This window comes from Streptomyces sp. NPDC037126 (assembly GCF_055605965.1).
Map to the genome: position 1 here is coordinate 230,383 of NZ_JBVJTD010000004.1, position 10,873 is coordinate 241,255.

At 71.5% G+C, this 10,873-nt stretch carries 14 protein-coding genes and 3 pseudogenes; 11 read left to right on the forward strand and 6 right to left on the reverse strand.

Going from position 1 to position 10,873, the window contains the following annotated elements:
* Positions 1–30 precede the first annotated feature (30 nt).
* The 6 genes and pseudogenes from ACZ7FF_RS12550 to ACZ7FF_RS12575 all read right to left on the reverse strand — a co-directional run bounded on the left by ACZ7FF_RS12550 (position 31) and on the right by ACZ7FF_RS12575 (position 3,109).
* Positions 31–420 (reverse strand): VOC family protein, encoded by a 390-nt coding sequence (locus ACZ7FF_RS12550; protein ID WP_470812237.1) that lies wholly within the window; start codon positions 418–420, stop codon positions 31–33.
* A gap of 97 nt (positions 421–517) precedes the next feature.
* Positions 518–611: pseudogene (locus ACZ7FF_RS12555) on the reverse strand.
* Between the two features lie 138 nt (positions 612–749).
* A complete protein-coding gene (locus ACZ7FF_RS12560) occupies positions 750–1,016 on the reverse strand; it encodes a DUF4235 domain-containing protein (RefSeq protein WP_470811792.1) in 267 nt (88 codons plus the stop codon).
* Positions 1,017–1,020: 4 nt separating this feature from the next.
* Positions 1,021–1,503 carry a DUF3618 domain-containing protein gene (locus ACZ7FF_RS12565; RefSeq protein WP_470811793.1) on the reverse strand — a complete coding sequence of 161 codons (483 nt, stop codon included), beginning with the start codon at positions 1,501–1,503 and terminating at the stop codon, positions 1,021–1,023.
* On the reverse strand, positions 1,500–1,928 hold the full coding sequence (locus ACZ7FF_RS12570) for a phage holin family protein (protein ID WP_470811795.1): 429 nt from the start codon (positions 1,926–1,928) through the stop codon (positions 1,500–1,502). The genes ACZ7FF_RS12565 and ACZ7FF_RS12570 overlap by 4 nt, the downstream gene beginning before the upstream one ends.
* A gap of 110 nt (positions 1,929–2,038) precedes the next feature.
* On the reverse strand, positions 2,039–3,109 hold the full coding sequence (locus ACZ7FF_RS12575) for a YihY/virulence factor BrkB family protein (RefSeq protein WP_470811797.1): 1,071 nt from the start codon (positions 3,107–3,109) through the stop codon (positions 2,039–2,041).
* A gap of 168 nt (positions 3,110–3,277) precedes the next feature.
* Between ACZ7FF_RS12575 and ACZ7FF_RS12580 the strand changes: the two genes are divergently transcribed.
* From ACZ7FF_RS12580 to ACZ7FF_RS12630, 11 genes and pseudogenes are all read left to right on the forward strand, one after another.
* Complete coding sequence (locus ACZ7FF_RS12580) at positions 3,278–3,727, forward strand: hypothetical protein (protein WP_470811799.1); 450 nt, start codon at positions 3,278–3,280, stop codon at positions 3,725–3,727.
* Positions 3,728–3,894: 167 nt separating this feature from the next.
* On the forward strand, positions 3,895–4,755 hold the full coding sequence (locus ACZ7FF_RS12585) for a hypothetical protein (protein ID WP_470811801.1): 861 nt from the start codon (positions 3,895–3,897) through the stop codon (positions 4,753–4,755).
* 65 nt (positions 4,756–4,820) lie between these two features.
* Positions 4,821–5,042: pseudogene (locus ACZ7FF_RS12590) on the forward strand (TetR/AcrR family transcriptional regulator); the annotation flags it as partial.
* Between the two features lie 109 nt (positions 5,043–5,151).
* Positions 5,152–5,319 carry a hypothetical protein gene (locus ACZ7FF_RS12595; protein ID WP_470811802.1) on the forward strand — a complete coding sequence of 56 codons (168 nt, stop codon included), beginning with the start codon at positions 5,152–5,154 and terminating at the stop codon, positions 5,317–5,319.
* Between the two features lie 26 nt (positions 5,320–5,345).
* Positions 5,346–5,636 (forward strand): annotated as a pseudogene (locus tag ACZ7FF_RS12600) (TetR family transcriptional regulator); the annotation flags it as partial.
* Positions 5,637–5,870: 234 nt separating this feature from the next.
* The gene (locus ACZ7FF_RS12605) at positions 5,871–6,809 is read left to right on the forward strand and encodes an ADP-ribosylglycohydrolase family protein (protein ID WP_470811804.1); all 939 of its coding nucleotides are present in this window, start codon (positions 5,871–5,873) and stop codon (positions 6,807–6,809) included.
* 129 nt (positions 6,810–6,938) lie between these two features.
* The gene (locus tag ACZ7FF_RS12610) at positions 6,939–7,955 is read left to right on the forward strand and encodes a L,D-transpeptidase (RefSeq protein WP_470811805.1); all 1,017 of its coding nucleotides are present in this window, start codon (positions 6,939–6,941) and stop codon (positions 7,953–7,955) included.
* A gap of 59 nt (positions 7,956–8,014) precedes the next feature.
* Positions 8,015–8,521: a SigE family RNA polymerase sigma factor gene (locus ACZ7FF_RS12615; RefSeq protein WP_470812238.1), complete on the forward strand. Its 507-nt coding sequence runs from the start codon at positions 8,015–8,017 to the stop codon at positions 8,519–8,521.
* On the forward strand, positions 8,514–9,227 hold the full coding sequence (locus tag ACZ7FF_RS12620; RefSeq protein WP_470811807.1) for a L,D-transpeptidase: 714 nt from the start codon (positions 8,514–8,516) through the stop codon (positions 9,225–9,227). Before ACZ7FF_RS12615 ends, ACZ7FF_RS12620 begins: the two co-directional genes overlap by 8 nt.
* A gap of 167 nt (positions 9,228–9,394) precedes the next feature.
* The gene (locus ACZ7FF_RS12625) at positions 9,395–10,195 is read left to right on the forward strand and encodes a DUF817 domain-containing protein (RefSeq protein WP_470811808.1); all 801 of its coding nucleotides are present in this window, start codon (positions 9,395–9,397) and stop codon (positions 10,193–10,195) included.
* A gap of 6 nt (positions 10,196–10,201) precedes the next feature.
* Positions 10,202–10,774: an EF-hand domain-containing protein gene (locus ACZ7FF_RS12630; RefSeq protein ID WP_470811810.1), complete on the forward strand. Its 573-nt coding sequence runs from the start codon at positions 10,202–10,204 to the stop codon at positions 10,772–10,774.
* Positions 10,775–10,873: the final 99 nt, after the last annotated feature.

Here is a 10,873-nt window from a genome sequence, read left to right on the forward strand (position 1 = left end):
CTTCCTCGCAAGGCTCCGAACCCGGACCGCCTACGCCGGCCATCCCCCGTAGGGGACCGTCAGCAGTTCCATGGCGTGACCGGCCGGATCCATGAAGTACACGCCCCGGCCACCGTCGTTGTGGTTGATGGTGCCGGGGTGCCGGCGGTGCGGGTCGGCGTAGTGCTCGATGCCGCGTGCTGTGATGCGTGCGTACGCCGCGTCGAACTCCTCCTCGGAGACGAGGAAGGCATAGTGCTGCGGGGTGATCTCCCCCTCGGGGGCGGTGGCGAAGTCCAGCGTGACGCCGTTGCTCAGACCGACGGCTATGAACGGGCCCCACTCCGCGGTGATGTCCAGATCCAGCAGTTCCGCGAAGAAGCGGGCGGACTCCCGGTTGTCCCGGGAGTGGATGATCGTGTGGTTCAGCTCGACCGGCAAGGAATGCCTCCGGGGCATCTCCCGGCACCTCCATGCCTCACCCGGACGGTGACCGGCACGCGATGCCAGGATCCAGTCCAGTCAGCGGTTCTTCCGGCGGAGAGGGCAGGATTCGAACCTGCGTGGGCCCCAGGGGGCCCGACCTCGAGGTGTCTCGTAGGTCCCCGATAGGCCGCTCCGGGCACCTCTCCCCGCGACCGTCGCACTCTTTCTCGCCGGTCACAGGGACAACAGTGGCAGGAGGCGCTGACCGGGCGCTGACGAGCGTCTGACGGCCCGCTGCGGCGAGGCGGTGCGGCGGCCGGAGACCCCGGCCGCCGCACGGCACGTCAGCCAGGCCAGGTCCCCGTGAGCCGACGGGTGGCGACCGCTCCCGCGCGCTCCACCACCGCCTTGGTACCGGCGAAGACCGCGCCCTGCAGGACGGCGGCCGTGAGCACCTCGCCCCAGCCGCGGTCCTCGTCGGTGGCGTCCGGCGCGTCCTCCTCGTGTCCGGACCACTTCCACGCCTGCTTGAACAGGGCACCGGCGAGCAGCCCGCCGGCCACGCCGAGGAGCAGACCGACCGGCTTGTAGGCGATCTCGGCTGCCTTCATCGCCTCAGCCCTTCCCGCGGCGGCACGCCAGCCAGAGCACGACGGCCGCACCCGCTGCCGCCAGCAGCAGACCGCGCTGGTCCCGTGCCACCCGCCGGCCCCGGGCCGTACCGGCCCGCACCTGTTCGGGCGCCTTCTCGTCCCACAGCCGACCCGCCTGGGCCGCCTTCGCGCGGGCCTGCCCGGCGGTCCGGGCAGCTTTGTCCCTGACCGGGGCGGGCACCTTGTCCTGCACCCGGGACACGGCCTCCGCCGCCTTGCCCTTCAGCTCATCGGCCTTGACCGCGGCCTGCTCCTTCAGTTCGCCGGCCCTGGCGGCGGCCTGAGCCTTCGCCTCGGCCGCCTTCTCCTGGGCGCGGGCCTTGACGTCGGTCTTGGCCGCGAGTGCCGACACCGTCTCCCCGAGCTCGTGGCGGGTCCGCTCGACCTGCTCGCGCAGTTCCTCCGGGCTTCCGGTGGTCGGCTCCTCGTGAGGCGGCTGGCTCATCGGTGCGCACTCTCCTTGATCCCGGCCACGTCGGCCTTCACGTTCTCGATCGTCTCCCGGGGCGAAGGCGGTGAGGCCTGACTGACCTCCTTCTTCGCCCTCAGCGCCAGCACCGCGGCGATCACGCCGAGGACCGCGGTCACGACGAGGGCCGCGGCCCACACCGGCAGCGACAGCGCCAGAGCGGCGATGGCGGTGGCCACCAACGCCTCCAGCGTCAGGAAACCGACGACGCCGGCGCCGCCGAACAGCCCGCCACCCTTGCCGTACCGCTTGCCCTTCTGTGTCATCTCCGCCTGTGCCAGACGCAGTTCGCCCCGCACCAGCTCCGTCAGCTGCTGCGAGGCCCGTTGCACCAGCTCGCCGACCGGCTCCGCGGACGTCTGCCGACCCGGGTCGTGGTGCGGCTGCGCACTCGACGACATGGCGATCACCTCCCCTTGCTCGTCACTTCCGGCAGGAAAGCGCCGCAGCGCGATCCGGTGAGCGCGGGTACCCCGAACGGAGCGGTTCAGGACACGGGTTGTGTGCCCGCTCAGTCGCCGTCGCCCTCCAGACGGCGGACGTCCTCCTCGTCCCACTTCGTGGTGTCGCGGGGCTGGGTGTAGGGCTCGGCGCCCGGCGGATGCCCGCCGGCGATGGCCCGCTGCCGTACGGTCTCCGCGTCGAACTCCAGGCCGAGCAGGATCGCCAGGTTGCTGATCCACAGCCACACCAGGAAGACGATGACGCCGGCCATGGTGCCGTAGGTCTTGTTGTACGAGCTGAAGTTGGCGACGTAGAACGCGAAGCCCGTGGAAGCCGCCATCCAGATCACCAGCGCCAGGAAGCTGCCCGGGGTGATCCACCGGAAGCCCTTCACCTTGGCGTTGGGGCTCGCCCAGTACAGGATGGCGATCATCATCGTGACGAGCAGGACCAGCACCGGCCACTTCGCGATGGACCAGGCGGTCAGCGCGGTGTCCCCGATGCCGAGCGCCTGCCCGGCGTGGCGGGCGATGCCGCCGGTGAAGACCACGATCAGCGCGCTGATCACCGCGAGCACCATCAGCACCACCGTGAGGCCGACCCGCACCGGCAGCACCTTCCACACGGGCCGGCCCTCCGGCATGTCGTAGACGGCGTTCGCGGCGCGGATGAAGGCCGCCACGTACCCGGACGCCGACCACACCGCGAGCAGGATGCCCACGATGGCGACGGCCGAGCCGGTGCCGGAGTGGTTCTGCAGCTGCTCCACGGCCCGGGTGATGATGTCCCGGGTGGAGCCCGGGGTCAGATGCCTGAGGTTCGCCAGCACCTTGTCGGTGACCGACCTCCCGGCGATCCCCAGCAACGACACCAGCACCAGCAGGGCGGGGAACAGGGACAGCACGCCGTAGTAGGTCAGCGCGGCGGCCCGGTCGGTCAGCTCGTCGTCCTTGAACTCCTTCAGGCTGCCCTTGAGGACCGCTCCCCAGGCCTGCTTCGGCAACTCCGTGGGCGCCTGCGGCGCCGCCTCCTCGACCTCCGGGTCCGGCCCGGCCTCCTCGGGTTCCGGCACGCGGGCGGCAGGGCCCTGATCGCGGCCGTCATGGTCTTTTCGCCCTGGAAGATGCAGTCTCGCCATAGTCACCGGGTATCCGCGCAGCGCACGCTCAAGCCAGGACCGGCCGCCAGTGCCCCCTCGCGGGTGGCGCGCGACCGGCCGTACAACCCTCGGGCCGGCTGGCAGGTCTTCACCACCGTACGCACCATTCCCGGCCTTTCGGCACAACCCGTTCGAACGGGGGAACGCATGAGCTTCGTCCGCAATCACACCCGCGGCGCCGCGACCGCGGCCTGCACCCTCCTCATGGCGGCCGGTCTCGGGGCCGCCGGCGCCGGATCCTCCGAAGCCGGCACCGCGGCCCCGAGGACCCGGCTGATCGCCTCCTCGGTCCTCGGCGGCGACTACAAGGTCACGCTGACCGCGCTGCGGTCGACGGCGGACCGGTACGCAGCGTCCGTGCGGCTGCAGGTCTACATGCAGAAGCACGGCACCTGGAAGGAGTCCGACCGGGTCACCGTGGGCGAGGTCGACGGCTGGTTCTGGTACCCGCTCACGGGCAGCGGCGCCGTCTGCCGGTTCTCGACCGCGAGCACGGAGCCCGCGCCGCTCACCGTGAGCCTGCTGGTCACACCGTCCATCGGCTGCTCCGGACCGGCGCACTACGTCGTGAAGCAGGGCCGGATCCACGCCGGCTGACCCGCCCGGGCGCATGGGGACGCGGGCAAGGTATGTCGACGAGATTGTTGATGATTTGGTCAACATCCCTGGTCCGGGCAGTGCGCTCGCCGCGGAGGCCGAGCGCGCGGGGCTGCACGGTCCGGTGGCCGGAACCTGCTGTTAGGGTGCGCTGCCGTGATCGAGATATGAGCGAGAGGGATCCCGAACCCCCGGAGGACCCCCGGCCGTCGATGGAGGAACTGCTCGGCCGCCTGACGGCGTCTCAGCGGCGGGCGCTGCGCAATGCGGGCTTCGGTGTCGAGGAGTTGCGCGCGATGGCGTCCGTGCCGGGAGGCCGGGAGCGGGTGCGCGCGCTGGTGGGGGAGTTCACCGACGGCGGAGAACGGCTGACCCCGGTCGACTGGCCCGCCCCGCCGCAGGAGTACGCGCCGCTGCGGCTCGTCGTGCTGCGGTGGTCGCAACTGGTCGTCTTCGACCTCGCCGCGGTGGCGGCCACCGCACTCGTCGCGGTCAAGGTCGGGCGCTGGCCCGCCGTCGGCACCTATGTCGCCTTCACACTCGTGTACGTGCTCTGGCTCAGGCGCCGGATGCCGCGCTCGCCGGGACGCCGGGCGGCCGGCATCGTGGCGGCGCTCGGCTACGCGACGCTGATCATCGGCGCGGGCTACGGCACCCCCCGCGTCTACCTGGACGCCTGGGGCAAGGAGGGCACGGCGACCGTGGTCGACCAGAACTCCTCCCACACACGCGACGGCGGCGAGGACTACACCTGCACGGTCACCCTGCCCAACGGCGACGAACGGCAGTTGCAGGCGTCGAGCCGCGTCTGCGAACACCTGGAGCCGCTCGCCACCGACCGGGTCCCGGTGGTCTACGACCCGGCCCACGTCGTCCTGCCCATGGCCGGGACGAAGGGGCAGTTGGGAGTCGCGAAGAGCCTCCTGGCGCCCGGAGCGGGGCTGGTGCTGGTGCTGGCCGGTGCCGCCCACGCGGTCGGGCGTACGGCGCCCGCGCGGAGCGGGCGCCGGGGTTTCGAGGAATCCTGACACCGGGGCAGGAGCCTGCGTGGGCCCCTGGGGGCCCGACCTCGAGGCGTGCTCGTAGTTCCCCGATCATGCCGCTGATCATCGCGCTGGAGAACCTGGTGCTGGGCGCGGCCCTCGACCTGGCCGCGCCAGAGGCGATGTGGGAGCTCACGGACCGCACCCCGACGCCCCACCTCGCCGAGGCGCTCGCCGCCGTGGGCGACCACCGCGCCGACCGCGCCTTCGAGGTGGGTCTGACCGCCTTCATGAACCACGCCAGGACGCTCCGCGAGGCCCGCGAATCCTGAGTTCCCCGGCGATTTCCCAGTACCGGCAGTAACATGATCACCTTTGGCTCTGGGTGTACCAGCCAGTCAACTTCACGCGTCCGAGGACGCGCCCTGCCCGGAGATGCACATGTCTTCTGCCAACGATGCCTTGGAAGATGCCCGTACCCAGTACGAGCACCACGTCCATGCCTGCCGCCAGTGCCGTGCCGACTCCGCGCCCTGCGCCGTGGCCAAGCACCTGTGGCGCCTGTACAACATGGCCCGCCGGGACCAGCTGCGATCGACGGGGGCCTGACGGGGGACGGTGCTGACGGGGGAGGCCCGATCGACGCACACCCTCAGGCGGCCGAGTTCACGCACCTGGGGGACTCCACGCCGGTGCTGCGCGCGTACGCCGACCGCATGTGGACCCGATACACCGACAGCCTCAGCGCGGCCGTCGCCGACGAGTTCGGCGTGGCGCACGACGACCTCGCATGTGTGTCCCTCGCACGATTCGTACTCGACATCCCGGCCCTCGTCCGCGGTCGGCAGGACCGCCGGGCCGTCGAGGCGGTCTTCGACATCCTCACCCGCGGCTGGCGACCGCCCGGCCGGCCGACCGCGTCGTAGTCCCCGACGGACGAGCGGACTTGTGCCGCCGCGGTGGTTGGCTGAGACCTGAGGCGCAGGGGCACTCCTTCGGCAGGGGGAAGGCGATCGGCCGGGTGGTCGACGCCGGACCGCCGCGCTCGCTGCGATGCTCGCGGCATGACCGATGGCGGACTGATCTCAACGCCTCGACGGCGTACGGGTTTGCGGGGCAGGGCCGCACGGCCGCCGGCGCGGCACGGATAACCTGCGCGGATGAAGCGGATGCAGCGGGCCGCCGGCGCGATCGTCGGCTCAGCGGTGGGCGACGCCCTGGGCGGCCCCTTCGAGTTCGGCCCCCGAGGAGTCTTCTCCGCGCGGTTTCCCGCCCCGGGTGCCGGTGGCGAAATGTGCGGAGGCGGTGGCTGGGACCCCGGCGAGGCCACCGACGACACGCAGATGGCCGTCCTGGTCGCGGAGTCGCTGCTGGAGCGGGGCGGACTGGACCTGCCGGACATCTTCGCCCGCTTCCAGCGGTGGGCGGCGTCCGAACCGAAGGACATCGGCCTGCAGACCGAGGACGTCCTGACCAACGGCATGCCCTGGGACCTCGCCGCCGCGATCCATTTCCAGGTCAACCAACGGGCAGCGGGGAACGGCTCCTTGATGCGGGCGGCGACCTCGGCGGTCCACTTCGCGGCCGCCGGGCGGGAAGCCACCATGGACGCGGCCCGCCGCATCGCCGCACTCACCCACGGCGACCGTGCGGCCTGGGAAGGCACCGCGATCTTCCACGAACTCATCCGCGTCACGTTCGAGGACACCGACCCCCTCAGCGCGCTCCCGGGCATCCTGGCACTTGTCCACCCCGACCACCGCAGCCGCTACGCCGAGGTCCTCGCGCCCGACTGGCACCCCGATCGGGCAACGGAGTTCAACGGTGCCGTCTGGCCCTGCCTGGGCTCCGCCGTCTGGGCCCTGCGCACCACCACCGGCTTCGAGGACGCGATACGCGCGGCGATCGACCTCGGCGGTGACACGGACACCGTCGCCGCGGTGGCCGGCGGCCTCGCCGGGGCGTACTACGGGCTGGACGCCGTCCCCGTCCGTTGGACCCGGCCGCTCCACGTCCCCCTGCCGGGCTTCGGCGGTCGCGTGCTGCGCCTGCCGGATCTGCTCGACCTCGCACACCGCCTCGGAGGCCTCGGAGACTGAACCGGAGCCTGCTCCGCGTCCCGATCCTCGGCCTGCCGGGTTCCCGGAAAAAAGTTCCGACACGATGCAACCTGGCTCCGAGCCCGTGCGTATAGGAGGCGATAACCGCACCTCGCAGGGGGAATACTCATGCACTCGGACCGTTCGGCCGGTCGGACCGCCGGCCGTCTCGGCGCCGCCTTCGCGGCCTGTGTCGCACTGCTCTCGGCCGTCGGCTGTTCGGTCGACACGGGGACCGGCGTCCGGGTGGCGCCCGGCGCACCGGATGCCCAGGCGTCCGCCGCCGTCGCCGCGCGAGCCAACGGCGCGAACAAGGACGGCGGGGACGGGTCGTCCAAGGCCGCTCCCTCCATGCCGGAGCCCGCCGTGCTCGCGCGGGCGCAGGTGAACATCGGCGACGGGCAGACGGTCGGGGTGGGCATGCCGATATCCGTCACCTTCCCCCAGCCCGTCCCCGCGGCCGAGCGCGAGGCCGTGGAGAGCTGGCTGCGCGTAGGGACCTCCTCCGGCACCACCGGGGCGTGGAGTTGGGTGAAGGACCGCAACCGTCCGGAGGGGGAACGGGTCGACTTCCGCCCGAACACCACCTACTGGCGGCCCGGCACGAAGGTCACCCTCCGCCGCGGCTCGCACGGCGTGTGCCACTTCACCGTCGGCCGTTCCCTGGTCGCCACGGTCGACACGACGACACATCAGATGACAGTCGACACCGGCGGGACGACGCACCGCATCCCGATCACCGCGGGCAGACCGGGGCTGGACACCTGGAGGGGAACGATGGTCGTCATGGACAAGCAGCAGAAGGTGCTCATGGACTCGCGCACCGTCGGCCTGGGTCCGAACGACACATACCACGGCTTCTATTTCTGGGCGGTGCACCTGACGGCGTCCGGGACCTATGTGCACCAGAACGTCCGGGCGAACACCGAGGCCGGACACCGCAACGTCACCCACGGTTGTGTCGGCCTCGCCTCCGACGGCACCGCCGAGCGTTTCTACGAGCACATAATGGTCGGTGACGTCATCAAGGTCACCGGCTCGTCGGACAAGGACACGGTCGCCACCGGCAACGGCTACGGCGACTGGAATCTCACCTGGGAGCAGTGGCTCGAGCACAGCGCCGCCGGCGCCACCACGACCGCATGACCCCCGCCGCAGCGGCGGTGCACCACGCGCCCCGCGCTGTAGACAGAAAGCACCACCAGTTGACCGAGGACGAGTTCGACCTCTTCTACGCGGCCGCCTACCCGCGGCTGGTCGGCCAGCTGTACGCCCTGACGGGGGACCACGCCGAGGCCCAGGACGTGGTGCAGGAGGCGTTCGTGCGTGCCTGGGACCGGCGTTCGTCGGTCCTGACCGGCGAGCGGGATCCCGAGGCGTGGATCCGTACGGTGGCACACCGGCTGGCGATGAGCCGCTGGCGGCGGGCCCGCCACTGGTGGGAGCTGGTCCGGGGCGCGCCGGCGCCCCGGACGGTGCCCGAACCGAGCCCGGACCACGTGGCGTTGGTCGCCGCTCTGCGGCGCCTGCCCGACGCCCAGCGCAGGGCGATCGTGCTGCACCACCTGTGCGACCTGAGTGTGGAGCAGATAGCCGCCGAGACCGGCGCGGCCGTCGGCACCGTCAAGGCACGCCTGTCACGCGGCCGTACCGCACTCGCCGCTCATCTCGTGAGCGAAGAACCGCACGCGACGGAGGAAGCCTGTGCCTGAGCAGCAGCCCCCGCAGCCCCTGACCGAGACGGACCTGTCCGCCCGGCTCCACCACCTGGCCGCACACCGCACGGCACCGGTCCCCGCCACGGGCGCGCAGGTCAGAAGCCGGGCGGTACGCCGGCGCCGCAACCGGCGCGCCGCGCTGTGCACCACCGCCCTCGCGGCGGCGGCCCTCACCCTCGTCACCACGGGTGCCCTCGACTCCCGCACCGGGCCGACCGCACCTCCCGCGACGTCCGTGTCCCACCCCCCTCGGCCCGCACCGTCCCCGACGTCCCTCCAGCGGGTCACGGTCGACCTGGACACCTACACCCTGAGCATCGGGGGTAAGAGGTTCCGCATCGGCAAGCCGTCGGAGAACTGCCCGATCGGCGAGACGACGGTCACGGTCACCGCCAAGTACGCCACCCTGACCATGCCCCCCGCCAAGAGCACCGGGTACCGGGACGTCATGCACCACGCCGTCACCTTCACCGACCGCACGCACCACGAGCGGCTACTGATGTTCGGGCTGATCCCGGCCGCCGGTCTCAACGCCATCGGCAACGACTTCGACTCCGGCGCCATCGCCCTCTCACCCGAGGACGGGAAGCAGGTGTACGACGCCATCGAACTCGGCGCGCGTGTGGAGATCAAGGGCCACCAGGGCACGAGGGCGGACCCGTGGTGCGACGAACGCCAACCGATCACCAGCACCCACTGACACCGAACCGCCGGCGGGCGCGCACGGGAGCAGGTCATGGACGGCCTCGGTGAGAGACTGGGCGTCCGAGGGCGAGGGAAGGCCGGGAGCGACGAGCAGCCCTGACGAGAGGGGCGGCACGAGCCCGTGCAACCTTTCCCGCGTGCGCGCTCGTCATCCCGTGCAACATGTTCATCATCAACGCATCCTTCATGGGCCCCCTGGCGTCGTCGGTCCGCCAACTGCTCGACTTCGCCTGGACGCAGACCAGAGCCTGCGCGTTCGCCATCGCGCTGCTGTCCGGTGTGGCGGTGTCCACCCTGCTCCCCGGCCTCCCGATAGCCCGTTACGACCTGCTCGTCGTCTACGGCGTGCTGCTGACCCTGCTGTTCTGGCTGCGCGGCTGGGAGAGCGGGCGGGACATCGCGGTCATCACCGTCTGCCATGTCATCGGCCTGGCCTTCGAGTTGGTGAAGGTGTCGCTCGGCTCATGGAGCTACCCGGAGCCGGCCGTGCTGAAGTTCGCCGGCGTACCGCTGTACGGAGGGTTCCTCTACGCGGCCGTCGGCAGTTACATCTGCCGGGCCTGGCATCTCTTCGACCTCGAACTGATCCGCTACCGGCCCAGGGCGACTGCGGCGGTGGCCGCGGCCGTCTACCTCAACTTCTTCAGTCATCACTGGTTGCCCGATGTGCGCTGGCTGTTGGCGGCGCTGCTGGTGGCCGTCACCGCGGGCACCTCCGCGCGGTTCACGGTGCGCGGGGTACGCCGGCAGATGCCGCTGGCGTTGTCGTTCGTCCTGATCGGCTTCTTCCTGTGGGTGGCCGAGAACCTCGCCACGTACGTGGGCGCCTGGCGCTACCCCTACCAGCTCCACGGCTGGCAGCCCGTCGGCGTGGAGAAGTTCGCCGCCTGGTCCCTGCTGATCAGCATCACCGTCGTCCTGGTGGCGGCCGACCGGGCGCGTGCGGCTCGTCGCCGTGCCTGACCGGCCATGCCGTCGAACGGGGCGCGCGGGCGAGGGCTCGGCCCGCCCTCTCCGCGTCACCGGGCGGCGTTGTTCCGCGCGTTCGGCGCCGACGGCAACGGCTACCTCGACCGGCGCGACTTCCAGGCCCTCGCGGGACGCTGGAAGGGGCTGCCGCGCGTGCGGCCGGGGTCCGAACTGGCCGCAGGGGTCGACACGGTCATGCTGGGCTGGTGGGACCACCTCGCGGCCCAGGTGGACCCGGACGGGGACGGCGCGGTCGACCTGGACGACCTCCTCGCCATGGTGGACCGGCTGCCCGCGATGCGCGAGGTCGTCGCCGCGACCGCCGAGACCGTCTTCGACGCCGTCGACGAGGACGGCGACGCCCGTATCTCTCCCGCCGAGCACCAGCGGCTGGTCGACACACGGCACGGCGAGAGCGTCGACGTCGCCGATGTCTTCGACGACCTCGACCAGGACGGGGACGGCTACCTCAGCCGCTCCGAGTTCACCGAGCTGTGGTTCCGGTTCTGGACCAGCGACGACCCGGCCGAACCGGGCAACCGACTGTGCGGCCCGGTGCCCACCCGCACCTGACGGCCGGGGTTTCCGGACCACGAGCGGTTCATGGTGTGGGTGAGCGCAGTGTGAGGCCGTCCGACCGGCGGCGGGCCCGGTGGCCGCGGACCGGAAGGT